Annotated in this window: 16 protein-coding genes; 9 read left to right on the forward strand and 7 right to left on the reverse strand. The window is 60.1% G+C overall.

The window, feature by feature from the left end:
• Positions 1-10: 10 nt before the first annotated feature.
• Positions 11-2,923, forward strand: coding sequence for a DUF748 domain-containing protein (locus GV818_RS20905; RefSeq protein WP_161777392.1), 2,913 nt, complete (start codon positions 11-13; stop codon positions 2,921-2,923).
• A gap of 193 nt (positions 2,924-3,116) precedes the next feature.
• On the opposite strand, the gene GV818_RS20910 is transcribed toward GV818_RS20905, so the two are convergent.
• Together GV818_RS20910 and GV818_RS20915 are read right to left on the reverse strand one after the other, a co-directional pair.
• Positions 3,117-3,473: a BON domain-containing protein gene (locus tag GV818_RS20910; protein WP_161759277.1), complete on the reverse strand. Its 357-nt coding sequence runs from the start codon at positions 3,471-3,473 to the stop codon at positions 3,117-3,119.
• A gap of 240 nt (positions 3,474-3,713) precedes the next feature.
• Positions 3,714-4,130 carry a pilin gene (locus GV818_RS20915; protein WP_161777393.1) on the reverse strand — a complete coding sequence of 139 codons (417 nt, stop codon included), beginning with the start codon at positions 4,128-4,130 and terminating at the stop codon, positions 3,714-3,716.
• Positions 4,131-4,462: 332 nt separating this feature from the next.
• Here GV818_RS20915 and GV818_RS20920 point away from each other — a divergent pair, with 332 nt between their 5' ends.
• The 4 genes from GV818_RS20920 to yacG are packed head-to-tail and all read left to right on the forward strand — an operon-like array spanning position 4,463 to position 7,375.
• Positions 4,463-5,680, forward strand: coding sequence for a type II secretion system F family protein (locus GV818_RS20920; RefSeq protein WP_161777394.1), 1,218 nt, complete (start codon positions 4,463-4,465; stop codon positions 5,678-5,680).
• Positions 5,681-5,682: 2 nt separating this feature from the next.
• The gene (locus GV818_RS20925; protein ID WP_161759280.1) at positions 5,683-6,555 is read left to right on the forward strand and encodes a prepilin peptidase; all 873 of its coding nucleotides are present in this window, start codon (positions 5,683-5,685) and stop codon (positions 6,553-6,555) included.
• On the forward strand, positions 6,552-7,175 hold the full coding sequence (gene coaE, locus GV818_RS20930) for a dephospho-CoA kinase (protein ID WP_161777395.1): 624 nt from the start codon (positions 6,552-6,554) through the stop codon (positions 7,173-7,175). Before GV818_RS20925 ends, coaE begins: the two co-directional genes overlap by 4 nt.
• The gene (yacG, locus tag GV818_RS20935) at positions 7,172-7,375 is read left to right on the forward strand and encodes a DNA gyrase inhibitor YacG (RefSeq protein ID WP_161759282.1); all 204 of its coding nucleotides are present in this window, start codon (positions 7,172-7,174) and stop codon (positions 7,373-7,375) included. The genes coaE and yacG overlap by 4 nt, the downstream gene beginning before the upstream one ends.
• 19 nt (positions 7,376-7,394) lie before the next feature.
• Here the strand turns inward: yacG and GV818_RS20940 are convergent, their stop codons facing one another.
• The 3 genes from GV818_RS20940 to GV818_RS20950 form a co-directional block, all read right to left on the reverse strand.
• Entirely contained in the window at positions 7,395-7,610 is a 216-nt protein-coding gene (locus GV818_RS20940; RefSeq protein ID WP_161759283.1) for a hypothetical protein, read from the reverse strand.
• Positions 7,611-7,673: 63 nt separating this feature from the next.
• Positions 7,674-8,363: an energy-coupling factor ABC transporter permease gene (locus GV818_RS20945; RefSeq protein ID WP_161777396.1), complete on the reverse strand. Its 690-nt coding sequence runs from the start codon at positions 8,361-8,363 to the stop codon at positions 7,674-7,676.
• Positions 8,360-8,827: an FAD/FMN-containing dehydrogenase gene (locus GV818_RS20950; protein WP_161777397.1), complete on the reverse strand. Its 468-nt coding sequence runs from the start codon at positions 8,825-8,827 to the stop codon at positions 8,360-8,362. The genes GV818_RS20945 and GV818_RS20950 overlap by 4 nt, the downstream gene beginning before the upstream one ends.
• Positions 8,828-8,983: 156 nt before the next feature.
• On the opposite strand from GV818_RS20950, the gene GV818_RS20955 reads away from it, so the two are divergent.
• The 3 genes from GV818_RS20955 (at position 8,984) to GV818_RS20965 (ending at position 11,336) form a co-directional block, all read left to right on the forward strand.
• The gene (locus GV818_RS20955) at positions 8,984-9,613 is read left to right on the forward strand and encodes a DUF1780 domain-containing protein (protein ID WP_161759286.1); all 630 of its coding nucleotides are present in this window, start codon (positions 8,984-8,986) and stop codon (positions 9,611-9,613) included.
• 190 nt (positions 9,614-9,803) lie between these two features.
• Complete coding sequence (locus tag GV818_RS20960; protein ID WP_043274580.1) at positions 9,804-9,977, forward strand: DUF3094 family protein; 174 nt, start codon at positions 9,804-9,806, stop codon at positions 9,975-9,977.
• A gap of 60 nt (positions 9,978-10,037) precedes the next feature.
• A complete protein-coding gene (locus GV818_RS20965) occupies positions 10,038-11,336 on the forward strand; it encodes an NAD(P)/FAD-dependent oxidoreductase (protein ID WP_161777398.1) in 1,299 nt (432 codons plus the stop codon).
• Between the two features lie 73 nt (positions 11,337-11,409).
• On the opposite strand, the gene GV818_RS20970 is transcribed toward GV818_RS20965, so the two are convergent.
• On the reverse strand, positions 11,410-12,312 hold the full coding sequence (locus tag GV818_RS20970; RefSeq protein WP_161777400.1) for a proline iminopeptidase-family hydrolase: 903 nt from the start codon (positions 12,310-12,312) through the stop codon (positions 11,410-11,412).
• 94 nt (positions 12,313-12,406) lie between these two features.
• Positions 12,407-13,165 carry a LuxR family transcriptional regulator gene (locus GV818_RS20975; RefSeq protein ID WP_161759289.1) on the reverse strand — a complete coding sequence of 253 codons (759 nt, stop codon included), beginning with the start codon at positions 13,163-13,165 and terminating at the stop codon, positions 12,407-12,409.
• Positions 13,166-13,472: 307 nt separating this feature from the next.
• Between GV818_RS20975 and GV818_RS20980 the strand changes: the two genes are divergently transcribed.
• Positions 13,473-14,681: a M24 family metallopeptidase gene (locus GV818_RS20980; protein ID WP_161759290.1), complete on the forward strand. Its 1,209-nt coding sequence runs from the start codon at positions 13,473-13,475 to the stop codon at positions 14,679-14,681.
• The last annotated feature ends 363 nt before the right edge of the window (positions 14,682-15,044 follow it).

Here is a 15,044-nt window from a genome sequence, read left to right on the forward strand (position 1 = left end):
GAAGCCTCGCATGACCAAAGGATTGATTCGCGCTCTCGGCGCCTTGTTGACCGCTCTCGCCCTTTACAGTCTGCTGGGCTTTCTAATATTGCCGGGCATCGCCTTGCGGGTGGCCAATCAGCAACTGGCCAACTACGCCACGACCCCGGCCCATATCCAGCGCATCGAACTCAACCCCTTCAGTCTGGAGCTGACTCTCTGGGGCCTGTCTATCGGAGAGCCAGGCAAGGAACAAGTGGCATTCGAACGCCTCTATGCCAACCTTCAACTGGACAGCCTCTGGACCCGTGCGCTGCACCTGGCAGACATCGAGCTGGACCAACCCAAGACCGAGATCCTCTTCGACAAGGAAGGCAAGCTCAACCTCCTGGCCCTGTTCAAGCTGCCCGCCAGCGAGCCAACCCCGAGCGATCCCAACGCCAAGCCGTTCCCGGTACGCATCGAGCGTATCAAGCTGGCTGGCGGCTACCTGCACTTTCAGGACCTGCGCCCTAGCGAGCCCATCGAGTTCATCTACAACAAGCTCGAATTCGAACTGAAGAACCTCAGCACCCTGCCTGATGACAGCGCCGATATGACCCTGGTGGCTACCGGCCCCGAAGGCGGCCAGATCGACTGGAGCGGCAACTTCAGCGTCACCCCGCTGACTTCCGAAGGCACCTTGAAAGTCACCGACGGCAAGATGAAAGCCTGGTGGCCCTATGTTCGCGATGCAGTGCCGCTGGTACTGGAAGACGGCGTAGTGAACCTCAGTACCCACTACAAGTTCAGCCTGGCCAAGGAAACCGAACTGCTGCTGGACAATACTTCGATCAGCATCGCGCCGTTCGCTATCAAGGCTCCGGACGGTCGCCCACTGGCACGCCTGGAACGCCTGGACGTCAGCGAAACCACGTTGGACCTGGCCAAGCAGCAAGTGATTGTCGGCAAGATCAGCAGCCAGAAGCTGGAAACCTGGGCCGCCCTGGAAGCCGACGGCCAGCTGGACTGGCAGAAACTCTTTGCCAGCCAACCAGCCAAGCCTGCAACAGCGCCTCAACCAGCCACTGCCGAGAGCCCCAAGGAACCGGCAGCGCCGAGCAAGCCCTGGCAGGTGCTGCTCAAGGACGTAGAACTGCGCAATTATCAAGTGCACCTGGCCGATCGTCAGGCCAAACCGGCCGTGGCCCTGGAACTGGGTCCACTGAACCTGGACCTGAAGAACTTCGATAGCCTCAACCAGTCGCCCTTCACCCTCAAGCTCGACACCGGCCTGGGTAAACAAGGCAAGGTCAGCGCCAGCGGCGAGGTCAATCTCAACCCCATCACCGCCAAGCTCAAGGTGCAGACCAAGGACATCGACCTGCGTGTCGCCCAGTCCTACATCAGTCCGTTCATTCGCCTGGAACTGCGTAGCGGCATGCTCGGCAGCGATCTGGCGGTGGACTTGAAGAAGGTCGAGCCGCTGACCTTCAGCGTCACCGGCCGGGCCGAGGTGGAGCAGTTGCACACCCTGGATACTCTCAAGACCCGCGACTTCGTAAAGTGGAAGCAGGTGGTGGTAGAAGGCCTGAACTATCAGCACGGTGACAGCCTGAGCATCAGCCGGCTCAACCTGACCCAGCCCTACGCACGCTTCATCATCAACGATGACCGCACCACCAATATCGATGACCTGCTGATTCCCCAACCCGCGAGCAGCAAGCCCGCAGCGAAGCCGGCCCCGAGCACCAGCAAGGCGCTGGGCATCCACATCGGTGAAATCGCCATCAACGACGGTTCAGCCAATTTCGCCGACCTCAGCCTGACACCGAACTTCGCTACTGCCGTCCAGCAGCTCAACGGGCATGTCGGCACCATCGACAGCCGCCAGGCCAAACCGGCGGAAGTGGACGTCAAGGGCAAGGTCGACCGTTATGCACCGGTGACCATCAAGGGCAGCGTGAACCCCTTCGACCCAATGGCCGCCCTGGACATTGCCACCAGTTTCAAACGGGTAGAGCTGACCACCCTGACGCCCTACTCCGGGAAGTTCGCCGGTTTCCGCATTCGCAAAGGCCGACTCAACCTCGATCTGCACTACATGATCACCAATGGCCAACTCAAGGCCGAGAACAAACTGGTGGTAGAGCAACTGCAACTGGGGGAAAAGGTCGATAGCCCGGACGCCGTGGACCTGCCAATCCGTCTGGCGGTGGCATTGCTGAAAGACACCGACGGCAAGATTTCCATCGAGCTGCCCATCTCTGGCGACTTGAACAACCCACAGTTCAGCGTCATGCCGATTGTCTGGCAGACCCTGCGCAACTTGGTACTGCGCGCGGCCGAGGCACCGTTCAAGTTCATCGGCGGCCTGATCACTGGTGGCGGCTCGGAAGATCTGAGCAATGTGTCCTTCGCCCCAGGTTCCAGCGAACTGAGCAAGGAATCCGAGTCGGCCCTGACCACCTTGGCCAAGGCCCTCAAGGAGCGTCCGGCCCTGCGCCTGGAGATCGAAGGCACCAGCGCCCAAAGCAGCGATGGCCCACTGATCGCCCAGCAGCGCCTGGAGCGGGAATACCAGTACAACTACTACAAGATTCTGCAACGGCGCGGCGACAAGGTCCCGGCCCAGGCGTCCTTGTTGCAGGTACCCGAAGGCGAGAAAGCCCCGTTGCTGGAAGGCATCTACCGCACCCGCTTGAAACAGCAGCCTCCTGCCGAATGGACCCAGCTCAGCCGTGACGAGCGCACTGCCAAGCTGCGTGAAGGCCTGATCAAGTTCTGGAGCGGCAGTGACGTGTTGCTGCGCCAGCTGGGCCAGGAGCGGGCCAGTAGCATCAAGGACTTCCTGGTGGACAAAGGCCAGTTGGCCGACGACCGGGTCTACTTCATCGATGCCAACCTGGGCCAGGCCGAAAGCGATGGCAAGGTAATCACCCCGCTGCATCTGGATAGCGAATGAGGTGTACACCAGGCTCAAGCGAGCATGGTCATGTATTTCCCCCGCCCAATAGAACAGGCCCCGACACAATGTGCCGGGGCCTGTAATGATCACATCCTTGTGATCGTCCGCATGAACCCATTAAAGAAGCGGCAGACGTATCGCTCAACTCGTCTGCCGCCCCCTCTCCCTGTCCAGGCGAGAAGCTTGTGGATTACTCGGCTTTCAGGCCATCAGCGGATACCGCCTTCACGCCTTTGATTTTCTTGGTGATCGCCACTGCAGTAGCTTTTTGCGACTCGGTGATGGCGACAGTGGACGACAACGACACGACGCCCTTGTTGGTTTCGACCTTGATATCGGTGCCAGGAATGCCTTTCTCGGTTACCAGATCGCTTTTCACTTTAGTGGTGATCCAGGTATCAGAGGTTGCCTCTTCGGCCTTGGTCATTTCACCGGCAGCCACAACCATTGGCGACTGAGTGCTTTGAGTGGTCTGCGCAAAAGCTGCGTTGGCCAGAGTCAGGGTCAGAGCGGTAGCAGTTGCAGCAGCGATAGCGAACTTCTTCATACGAGTAACTCCTGTTCTTTTAGAAAGCCTGCGCCGTGTCCTGGCAGCAGGGTTATGAGGAATATTGCAGGTGCTGTGCCAAGTCCAGAAAACAATAAATATTGTTATAAATCAATTACTTATGAAATACACAAAAAACCCGGACTCATGCAAAATGCATGACCGCTCGCCGTTCTGCATGCAAGTTGCGGTTTTTCCGCAACCGACTGACAAGCCGGCACCGGCCTCGCAGGCCAGGGCTCAAACCTCATCCACAGCACAACCTTTGGGCACATAGTCGGCCTCCACGCTGGTGCTGCAGATCCACCCCGCAGTCGCCGAGCGGGTCAGCGTCAGGGTCTTGTTCAACACCGGCCCCGGGGCATTGAGGATCGTGCAAGCAATGCTTCCTTCGCCGGAGGCCGCATTACCCTCGGCACTCATCCGGCAATTCGAAGTCAGGGCTGTGCCACCGGCCAACGTCAGGGTCGGGTCGATCCCTTGGTTCAGCAGATCCTCGATGCTGACCTTCAGGGCCGAGGCTTCAGCCAGCGCGGCAATCACCTTGGCCCGCGCCTGATACTTGGAATACAGCGGCATCGCCACCATGGCGAGAATGCCGATGATCGCCACCACCACCAGCAATTCGATCAGGGTAAAAGCGGATTGGTTTTTCATGGGCTGCCTCCTGGCATGAACGAAAGTTGCATGATCAGCAAGGCTTGAAGCACGCCCTGTGCCAGCACCGCACCCGCGGGATACGTGACCTGCAAGGGCGATAGCCCATGGCCTTGAGCGCAAGGAGTCGCACAAACTGACAAATTCCGTCACTCCCTGACCCTATTCGGCAGGTGCTAGGCAGCTAGGCTTCAACAGGCCAATGGCAACCCGACGGCCAGGCCGATGCCCCTGTCGGGAAACGTATGGGGGAGCATTGGCGATCTATCGCCTGCTCAATATTCGTGGGGCACACCGGCCCTGAAACCCACCGTTTCATCAAGGATCGAACCATGGCGGTAAGAGCACCCGCAGCCAGTGTCTATCTCTGGCAAGGCACCGACAGTCAGGGCCAGACAATCAGCGGCGAACTGAGCGCGGCGAATCCGGCGCTGATCAGGGCACGACTGCGCAAGCAGGGCATCACCCCAACCCGGGTCAGACGCAAGCCAAGGGGCTGGCCCCGACTGGGTCAGCGGATCAAGGCCCAGGAGATTGCCCTGTTCACCCGGCAGTTAGCGACGCTGACGCAGGCCGGTGTGCCGCTGCTGCAGTCCTTCGAGATCATCGCCGAGAGCTTCGATCACCCCCAGATGCGCCAGCTGCTGGTCAGCCTCAAACGCGACATTGAGGCCGGCTCCAACCTGGCCACCGCACTGCGCAGGCACCCACGCTATTTCGACGAGCTGTACTGCAACCTGTTGGAAGCCGGCGAACAGGCCGGGGCTTTGGATACCCTGCTGGAAAGGGTCGCCACCTATAAGGAAAAGAGCGCGAACCTCAAGGCCCGACTGAAGAAGGCCATGGTCTATCCCCTGGCGGTGGTCGGCGTAGCGATCATCGTCAGCAGCATCCTGTTGCTCAAGGTCGTCCCTCAGTTCCAGAGCCTATTCGCCAGTTTCCACACAGAACTGCCATTGCTGACCCAATGGGTCATTGCCCTCTCGCATTTCATTCAGCGCCACGGTGGGCTGTTGCTGGCCGGCAGCCTGGCAACCGGGCTGGGAGTGCGCTGGGCGTATCGACGCTCATCACGATTGCGCGCAGGCCTGGATGTCAGTCTGCTGCGGCTGCCCCTGGCCGGCCCCTTGCTGCACAAGTCAGCGGTGGCTCGCTATGCCCGCACCCTGGCCACCACCTTCGCTGCCGGTGTCCCCCTGGTACAGGCCCTGGAGTCAGCGGCCGGGGCCAGTGGCAACCTGGTCTTCGGGCAAGCGATCGAGCGCATCCGCCAGCAGGTTGCCAGCGGCATGCAATTGAACTTTGCAATGCGCGCCAGCGGCGTCTTCCCTACTATGGCGATCCAGATGACGGCCATCGGTGAGGAATCCGGGACCCTGGATCATTTGCTGGAAAAAGTCGCAACGCACTATGAGGTCGAGGTGGACAACCTGGTGGACAGCCTGACCAGCCTCATGGAGCCACTGATCATGGTCATTCTGGGCAGTATCGTCGGCACCCTGGTGGTCGCCATGTACCTGCCCATCTTTCAACTTGGTACAGCGATCTGAACATGTCCCTGACTGAAGTCCTGACCCTTTACCCCCTGGCATTCGTGGTGTCGGCCCTGGTACTGGGACTGATCATCGGCAGCTTTCTCAACGTGCTGGTATGGCGCCTGCCAAAGATGCTCGAACGTGACTGGCGAGCCCAGGCCCACGAAGTACTGGGGCTGCCACCTGAGCCCGCGGCTGCCCCCTACAACCTGCTGCTGCCCCACTCCCAGTGCCCGCACTGCACGCAGCCAATCCGCCCCTGGGAAAATATCCCGTTGCTCAGTTATCTGTGGCTGCGCGGTCGCTGCTCGCACTGCAAGACCGGCATCAGCCTGCGCTATCCGCTGACCGAACTGGCGTGCGGCCTGATCTCGGCATTCGTTGCCTGGCACTTCGGCTTCGGCTGGCCGGCGGGCCTCTTGCTGATATTGAGCTGGGGGTTGCTGGCCATGGGCCTGATCGACGCCGATCACCAGTTGCTGCCGGACGTACTGGTGTTGCCGCTGCTGTGGCTGGGATTGATCGCCAACAGCTTCGGCCTGCTGGTCAGCCTGGAAGATGCCTTATGGGGCGCGGTGATCGGCTACCTGTTCCTGTGGTCGGTGTTCTGGCTGTTCAAGCTGCTGACCGGCAAGGACGGCATGGGCCACGGCGACTTCAAGCTGCTGGCGATGCTCGGGGCCTGGGGTGGCTGGCAAATTCTGCCACTGACCTTGCTCCTGTCATCCCTGACAGGGGCAATCCTTGGCACTGTCATGCTACGCCTGCGCCAGGCAAAGACCTCAACGCCGATCCCCTTCGGCCCCTTTCTGGCCATTGCCGGCTGGATTGCCTTGCTCTGGGGTGGTCAAATAACCAACTTCTATTTGCAGTTTGTCGGTTTCCAATGACTCGCTCCGTAAACACACCCTGGACCCTAGGTCTCACCGGCGGCATCGGCAGCGGTAAAAGCGCCGCCGCCCAGCACTTCATTGACCTGGGAGTGCACGTGATCGACGCCGATCACGCCGCTCGCTGGGTGGTGGAACCCGGCCGTCCGGCCCTGGAACAGATTGCCCGACACTTTGGTGACGGTGTGCTGCAGGCCGACGGCCAACTGGACCGCCCGGCCCTGCGCAAGCTGATTTTCGAAGTCCCCGAGCAACGCCGCTGGCTGGAGGCCCTGCTGCACCCATTGATTGCCGAGGAGATCGTCAACCATCTGGCCCGTGCCGAATCGCCCTACGCGATTCTGGTGTCGCCGCTACTGATCGAGTCCGGCCAATCGCGGATGACCCAACGGATTCTGGTGATCGATGTACCGCAGCAACTGCAGATCGAACGCACCCTGCAGCGTGACCAGATCAGCCAACAGCAGGTCCAAGCGATCCTCCAGGCCCAGGCCAGCCGCGAGGAGCGCCTGCGTCACGCCGACGATGTGCTGGTCAACGACCGCGACCACGCCTGGTTGCGCAGCGAGGTCGAACGCCTGCATCACTTTTACCTAACTTTGCGTGGAGGCCAGTCATGAGCCAATCCCTGACCGTCGAATGCCCAACCTGTGGCGCCCCCGTGGAATGGACTGCGGCCAACCTCAACCGGCCTTTCTGTTCTGACCGTTGCAAACTGATCGACCTAGGAGCCTGGGCTGCCGAGGAGCACAAGATTCCGGTGAGCCCGGATGCCGAGGACGACCTGTTCTCCGAAGAGCTGCCGCCCCGCGCTCATTGAGTGCTCAGTCTGACGCCAGTCAGGGCCGCATGAAGCTGTAGTCCTGATCGTCGTCGAGGTTTTCCGCGAGGAACTGCAACTCGTCCGCCAGGTCTTCAATACTGCGCACGCTCTTGCTCTGCTGCACCACCGCACTGAGCAGGGCGCGCAAGCTCAACCCTGGCTCGAACCCTTCCTGCTGGGCACCTTGCAGACTGTCACGCACTTCCTGCCGCGCCCACTGGTAGACACTCATGATCGCACTCCTGAGATTTTCGCCGAGCATGCAGCCCGGCCGAAACCTCGGGGTTGATATGGATCAAGGGCGCGGTTCCTCGTCTTTCCAGGGCGCGGCCAGGTACCGGGTGCGATTGAAGGTTTCCAGCCATTCCGGGCAGAACACCACCAGGGCACTGATCACCATGCCGTTGATGAACGCCTCCGGAAAAATGATCAGCCATAGATAGCCGACGAAGTCTTCCAGCCACTCAGGCATGACGAAACGCTCGTCGAACCACAAGAGCCCAAGGCCACATAGCAGGCACAATAGCGCCGACAGTGCCGCGGCAAAGAACCCGGAACAGAAGATATACACAAAGGGATTACGCGGCTGGGCCCGCTCCACCAGCCAAGCACAAGCCTCGGTCACCGCCACCGGCAGCAGAATCAGCAGAACGCCATTGACCCCTAGCGCCGCCAGGTCCTGGCGGCCCAGAGCCAACAATCCGAGTTGCGCAATCAAACCTCCAACCATCGCCAGCGGCCAGTCCAGCAGCAAGGTCACCGCGGTCATGCCGATGAAGTGGTAGGACACTCCGGTATCGAAGTCCCGACGAACCAGCCACAGCAGGAACAAGGCGAATACCGTACCGAACAGCAGATGCTGACGACGACTGTCGGTGAACAACTCGACCCACGGCGCCCGCCACACCGCCCAGAGCAGCAGCGGCACATACAGCAGCCAACCGAAGATCAGGCTCTGCGACGACAGCAGTGCCGAACTGATCATGGCTGGAGCCGCTCCAGGGCCTCAGCCAACTGCTCGGCGGTAGCGTATTCCTGCCGGCCAACCAGTTGGCCATCTTGCAGTTGCAACCACAGGACCTTGTCCTCGGCGCCTGGGTAACGCGGAACCACCCGGCCGTCCCGGTCGAGCATCACCCGATAGGGATAGTCACGCATGGCCGGTACCGCGAACATCTTGGCAATCAGTGTCGGCATACGCTGGATATCCGCGACAAAGATGCCATGGCGCGCCTGCAGATAACCCTTGGGCTGGTCCTTGAGCGCCGCATTCACCACCTTGGCCGCGTCCATGCTACGCGCCACCAACAGGACCTTGGCCTGGCTATCGAGGCTGTAGGCCTGATCGTACTGATCGAGCAAGGTCCAGGGCGCCAGACGCTCGCCGATTTCAAGGGCCTGGGCCCATAACGGCAACAGGCCCAGCAACAGAATTGACCAGCGCTTCACGGCACACTCCTTATTGATCGATTGCACGGCAAACAGTCTACACCGCCCCTGACCAGGCTCCAGCACGGTGCATAAGCACCTCAGAACAGCGCCTTCGGACGCTTTTTTCCAAGGCCCTGGTTTTTAAGGTCACATTTGGGCGCTAAGCTTGGGGATATGGATGACTCAGATTTTTTGCGCCTGCTTACCATCCAGGCCGAACAAGCCAACGCGTTCCTGTCCAATGCCCGCAAATGGGAGCGTGAGCGTTGGGTCTGCCAGCGCCTGCTGCAAGGCCTGAATATTCCCTACCGCAATGACGAGTTCACCGCCGCCGGGCAGGAGCCGCCGGATGTGCTGTTTCGCGAAGCCAGCTTCGAAGTGTTTTTCGTTCTAGACGAAGGCCGTCGGCTCAACGATGAATGGCGTGTTGAACTGCAACGCCGACGCAGTGCGTTTTCCCTGAGCCAGCTGGTACGCCGCGAAGCCAAGCCCAAGCGCATCCCGGCCAACGAATTACTGCTGCGCCTGGCGCCGACCTTGCGCAAGAAAGCCCACAACTACCAGGAGCGTGGGATGAACCTCGGGGAGCTGGACATCATTGCCTTCGCTGCCCTGAAGCGCGAAGTGCTGGACCTGAACAGCCACTTCCCGCCGCCCACCGAATACCTGCGCCAGGGCTGGCGCTCGTTATCCCTGGTGGGGCCGACCTTCGCCCGGGTACTGTTCGCGCACCCGGATGCTCCGGAGTTTCTGCGCAATAACCTGGGGCGCAGCATCGTTTTCGACGTCGGCATCAGTTTGTAAAACCCGTCAATCAGCCTTGCGTGGGCATGGCGGAATTTGCTCGGCAATGGTAAAAAAGCGCACTTGCCAGCCGACACCGGAATCTCGCCCTCGGACCCCACGCGGCAGCGGCTATGCTCCGTTACAAGTGCGGATTACACCGCTCTGTAACATTCCTTCGAGTTGCAACGTCTACCTGACGAGGCCTTTTATGAGCAGCCGTCTGAACCCCGACGACCAACGCCATGTCGAAGAATACCTACAACTGCCCCAGCATCGAGTCGAGCGCCGGCCCTTCCGGCCGTGGATGCTCCTCGTGGTGGTCGTGGTGGTGACCGTCGCCCTGGGCCTGTTGAGCCGTTTCATCAGTTACCTGACGCTATGAGCTGCATCGCGCTCGCTCGGTTGACTGCCCCGATTTCTTTTAGCCTTGCGAGATATCCCCATGACTCATCGTATTGTCATCGTTGGCGGCGGCGCCGGCGGCCTGGAGTTGGCGACCCGCCTGGGTAAGACTCTGGGCAAGCGCGGCACCGCCAGCGTGATGCTGGTGGACGCCAACCTGACCCACATCTGGAAACCGCTGCTGCATGAAGTGGCCGCCGGTTCGCTGAACTCTTCCGAAGACGAACTCAATTATGTTGCCCAAGCAAAATGGAACCATTTCGAGTTCCAGCTGGGACGTATGAGCGGGCTCGATCGTCAGCAGAAAAAGATCCAGCTGGCTGCCACCTACGACGAAGAAAGCGTGGAGCTGTTGCCGGCCCGCGAGCTGGGCTACGACACCCTGGTGATCGCCGTAGGCAGCACTACAAACGACTTCGGCACCCAGGGCGCGGCCCAACATTGCCTGTTCCTCGACACCCGTAAACAGGCCGAGCGTTTCCATCAGCAACTGCTCAACCACTACCTACGGGCCCACGCAGGGCAAACCGATGCAGTGGAACAGATCAGCGTGGCCATCGTCGGCGCGGGTGCCACCGGTGTGGAGCTGGCGGCGGAGTTGCACAACGCCGCGCACGAACTGGCCGCCTACGGCCTGGACCGGATTCAACCGGAAAACATGCACATCACCCTGATCGAGGCTGGGCCACGGGTGTTGCCGGCCCTGCCCGAGCGCATCAGCGGACCGGTGCACAAAACCCTGGAGAAACTTGGGGTCAAGGTCCTGACCAACGCCTCGGTCAGCGAAGTGACCGCCGACAGTCTCATCACTGCCGATGGCCAGACCATTGCCGCCAGCCTCAAGGTGTGGGCGGCGGGTATCCGTGCACCGGGCTTCCTCAAGGATATCGATGGCCTGGAGACCAACCGCATCAACCAACTCCAGGTACTGCCGACTCTGCAGACCACCCGCGACGAGAACATCTTCGCCTTCGGCGACTGCGCCGCCTGCCCGCAGCCGGGCAGCGACCGTAACGTGCCACCACGGGCACAGGCCGCGCATCAGCAGGCGTCGTTGCTGGCCAAGTCGTTGAAGCTGCGCATTGAAGGCAAGGACCTGCCGACCTACAAGTACACCGACTACGGCTCGCTGATCTCGCTGTCGCGCTTCTCGGCGGTAGGCAACCTGATGGGCAACCTGACCGGCAGCGTAATGCTGGAAGGCTGGCTCGCGCGGATGTTCTACATCTCGCTGTACCGCATGCACCAGATGGCGCTGTACGGCGTCTTCCGCACCGCGATGCTGATGCTTGGCAGCCGGATTGGACGAGGCACAGATCCACGCTTGAAGTTGCACTAAGCGCCTGAAACCCCGCACGCCACACTACGCAATGTAGTGGGACGTGCGGGTCGCTGATCCAGTGGTTGCTCGCTTACAAGCACTCATCCAGAAAGCTCACCACGGTCCCCATGCAAGCGACTCGCTCCTCGACATGGGGCATGTGGCTGGAGCTTTCGAACAAGGCCCAGCGGATGTCTGGGATATTCTCCAGATAGGGCTTGACCACCGTTGGAGTGGCTTCGTCATAGCGTCCGGAGATCAATAGGGTCGGTATCTGGATACGAGACAAACGCTCGACAACGCTCCAGTCCCGTAGATTACCCAGGAGTGGGAAGTCTTCAGCACGCTGAGCCGCACCGCCCATCGCACTGTCGCAACGCCCTCTGGCAAACATCCGCACCACCTCTTCGGGCCATGGCCGGAGTCGACAGACGTGTCGCTCAAAATACACTTGCGAAGCCTGCACAGATTCGGCGCTCTGGAGCGTCCCGGCCTGCTCGTGCCGGATCAACACCTGCCGAACCTCTTCCGGCAAAGCTTCGCGTAATCGAAGGGTTTCAGCCTCCCAGGTGCGCATATCGGCTGGAGCATTGGCAATGATCAAGGCCCGCAGGCCCGAGGGGGTCAATACTGCATGCTCGCTGGCCAGCACGCCTCCCCAGGAGTGCCCAAGCAGCGCGTAACCCTCACTGATGCGCAAGTGATCCAGCAGGTTGTCCAGTTCCTCCAGAAACAGCTCAACCGTCCAGAATGACGGATCCTTATCCACCAGGCGGGTGGAGAATCCACTACCGAGATGATCGAACTGAATGATCGCCCGCCCGCTTGCCGCCACATCCTTGAAGGCATCGACAGTATCGTAGGTGCAGCCCGGACCGCCGTGCAGGATCACCAGAGGCGTAAGACCATTTTGCAGATCTCCTGTCACTCGATACCAGGTCTTGTTGGCGCCGAAGGAGGCATAGCCTTCCTGTGGCGGTTTACTTGCATTCATTGCGCCTCACTCCCTGATGACAATCACCCTGCGTCATTCAATCTTCTGCCCCGCGCCCGGCATCACCGATACGACAGAGCGGGTTGTGCTCGCGTCAGTTATCCAGCAAGCGATAGTGAACCGCTCGAACCACGGCCTGAACCCGGTTTTTCGCACCCAACTTGTGCATCGCCGACGTCAGATGCAGATTGATCGTGGCCACCGAGCGCTTCAGTCGTTCAGCAATTTCGCTGGAGGTCATTCCCTCTGCTGCCCATTTCAGGCACTCGCGCTCACGCCTGGTCAGATGAACCGGATAACTGTGAGCACTTTTACTAAGTTGCGGATAGAGACGCTCCTGCAACACATGAGCGAGAAGCGTGAAGTGGGGCAGGACATGCTGCAGGTCGTGCAGCGCTACCTGGGTGTTGCCCGAACGCAAACCGGTCAGGCTGGCGAAGCCACCCCTGGGCAGGTGGATAGGGACGGTCACACCATGGGCCATCTGATGATGCTGCAGATAGCTCGATACTGGAGCGTGCTGCTGCCCCATGGCCTGACGCAAGACGGTTTCCGCCTCGGGTTTATACGACCAGATAAAGGGAGAAGTCCTGTCCAGCGCGACCTGCTGAACCGGATCGATATGGTAGTAGCCCTCATCGCACCAGAGCTCCAGCCAGTCCTTGGGGGTATTACAGACCATTGCACCGGGGATGATCAGCTCGCCTTCTTGGTCGAAGGGAACCGGGCTGTAGTCGTAAACCAAGGCATCGAAACCCAACTCGGAGGCCACTGTCATGGTCCCCGTCATCCGCTCGTGTAATGAGTTTCCAGACAAAATACGCGTGTTAACTTCCGCAAGTCTGCTCTGCATCCTTTCAGCTTCCTTACTGTTTGGGCCTTAACGCAGGCACCTAGGATGCCACGCCCGATAGCAACGAGCCAGGCAAAACCTATAAGAACTACCAGGTTGTGATTTGCAACTGGCTTCGGCCCTTAGCGCGTCCCTGATCCGTTCCAAGGCTTGCTGGTGCGTGCCGCTCGCCCGGATAACAGCGCTTGCGACCACCTCAAGGTCGGTACTGCGCATGCTCGCGCATCCTCTATCTGTTGCAATGCTGCTTCATGGCCCACCCAAATGTGGCGTCAAGCATCGTTCATTGCAGACAAGGACCCGTGCCATGCAGATGCCCCAGACCCTTCAGATCCGCAACGGTGAAAAATCCCCTTCAACCTTCTCGACGAAAGAATATGCCCGACGCCTGAACAGCTTGCGTGCCTACATGACACAGCATGAAATCGACGCGGTGCTGTTCACCTCGTATCACAACATCAACTACTACGCCGACTTCCTGTACTGCTCCTTTGGCCGCCAGTACGCTCTGGCAGTGACCCAGGCAGGTACGGTGCTGATCAGCGCCAATATCGACGGCGGCCAGCCTGGACGCCGGGCGGTCTGTGACGCGCAGGTGGTCTACACCGACTGGCAACGTGGCAACTTCTTCATTGCGGTCAAGCAAGCCCTGCCCCGGGTTGCACGGCTGGGGCTGGAGTTTGATCAACTGACCCTGCCCAATCACCTGGCCTTCACCGAACTCTATCCCCAGGCACAATTGCTGGACATCGCCGCGCCCTGCATGAGCATGCGCATGCTCAAATCCGCCGAGGAACAGACGCTGATCCGCCACGGCGCACGCATCGCCGATATTGGCGGAGCCGCCGCCATCGAAGCATTGCAGGATCAAGTACCGGAGTACGAAGTGGCACTGCACGCCAGCCAGGCAATGGTGAGAGAGATCGCCAGAAGCTTTCCCGCCGCCGAGTTAATGGACACTTGGACCTGGTTTCAATCAGGGATCAACACCGATGGCGCCCATAATCCGGTGACTTCGCGACGGGTCAGCCCAGGAGAAATTCTCAGCCTCAACTGCTTCCCGATGATATCCGGCTATTACACCGCGCTGGAGCGCACACTGTTCCTTGGGCATTGCCCCGAGGCCCATCTACGGCTATGGGAAATCAACGTCCAGGTGCATGAGGCAGGCTTGCAGTTGATCAGGCCCGGGGCCCGCTGCAGTGACATCGCCCGGCAGTTGAACGAGATCTACCTGGAGCACGACCTGCTGCAATACCGCACGTTCGGCTATGGCCACTCATTCGGTATTCTCAACCACTATTACGGGCGCGAGACCGGGCTGGAGTTTCGCGAAGACGTAGACACCATATTGGAACCAAACATGGTGGTATCCATGGAGCCGATGATCAGGTTGCCCGAGGGCATGCCCGGCGCCGGAGGATATCGCGAGCACGACATCCTGATCGTCAATCAACTGGGCGCGGAGAACATCACTCGGCTGCCTTATGGACCGCAGCACAACATTTTTGGTTGAAGCTCGTCATCGTGCCTGTGGGTCGAATACTCCGGCGAAGCCTCCCTGGGCCACTCACGAATAGTCCTTCACCCCAAGACCAGCCACTGCTCCCCCGGAGAGCTCGTTGCTGGCGAAAGGGCGTTCATCCACATTTCCAAGATTGGCCGGCTGCGAGTTTGCAGCGGACCGTGCCGGCCTTTTATGCGAGCGGGTCACGGTTGACATGAACCGCTAGAAGGTACTGGCCGGCCAAAGTGAAGTTGGCCTTAGAGAGCAGACTCAGGTCAAGGTTCTGCTAGCCCTTGAAATCCAGACTCTTCAGTTGCTCCAGCCAAACCCGCGACAGGCCACAAAGTGTGTGGTTACCCATACGCTCGACGG

The sequence above is a fragment of the Pseudomonas sp. Fl4BN1 genome, from assembly GCF_009908285.1.
Classification (GTDB): domain Bacteria; phylum Pseudomonadota; class Gammaproteobacteria; order Pseudomonadales; family Pseudomonadaceae; genus Aquipseudomonas.